Genomic DNA, 762 nt, shown 5'->3' with positions numbered 1-762 from the left:
CGCAGGGAACCGCAGCGACCTGGCCGCGGGGGGCGGTGGTGGCGGCACCAGCCGCGCTCCAGCCGGCGGCACCGTGACCGCCGCCGGCAACACCGGCGCCGGATCCGTCACGATCAGCTATACGGCCCCAGCCATCGAGCCAGTGATAGCGGCGACCTCCGGCGACGGTCAGTCCGCGCGGGTCGGGCGACCATTCGCTGAGCCACTGGTCGCCACGGTGACCGACCGGAAAGACACCAGATCGGTGGCTGGGGCGTCAGTGACATTCGCGGTCGCATCGGGCTCGGCCACCTTCAGCGGCAGCGCGACGGTCGTCACTGACGGCTACGGCCGGGCGACTTCTCCAATGCTGATCGCGGGCGCAGGACCCGGCCCGGTCGTGATCACTGCTTCCATTGGTGGACAAGTCGCGACGTTCTCCGAGGCCGTTATTGCGGCCGCGCCCGTCGCGCCCGCAGCCACCGTCAAGGGTGGCGGCACCCTCACCGCCGGCGGGCGGACGTATTCGATCGCGGTGGACGCGAAGGCCGCCGCAGCGGGTCAGGCCTCCGGGCGATTCGCACTCTTGGGCGGCGGGTCCGACACCACTGCCCGGTCGATCAACATCACCTCGGTGCGCAAGACCCCCGGCGGCAGCACCGTCACCGGCACCGCGATCACCGCCTCAGGCAAGAAGGTGGCCTTCACCGTCACCGCAGTCGACAAGGCAGCCGGCCGCGACCAGGTCGTCATCCAGGTCGGCAGCAAAACGGTCACCGGGAC

Annotated in this window: 1 protein-coding gene; it reads left to right on the top strand. The window is 70.9% G+C overall.

Translation table 11 applies throughout. From position 1 onward, the window contains the following. Positions 1–73: 73 nt before the first annotated feature. Positions 74–762: hypothetical protein (locus ACFPBZ_RS29470; protein WP_378039658.1), on the top strand; the 689-nt coding region annotated here is incomplete at its 3' end.

The organism is Actinomycetospora atypica (assembly GCF_042653685.1).
Lineage (GTDB): Bacteria > Actinomycetota > Actinomycetes > Mycobacteriales > Pseudonocardiaceae > Actinomycetospora > Actinomycetospora atypica.
This window is presented reverse-complemented; position numbering and strand designations above follow the sequence as displayed.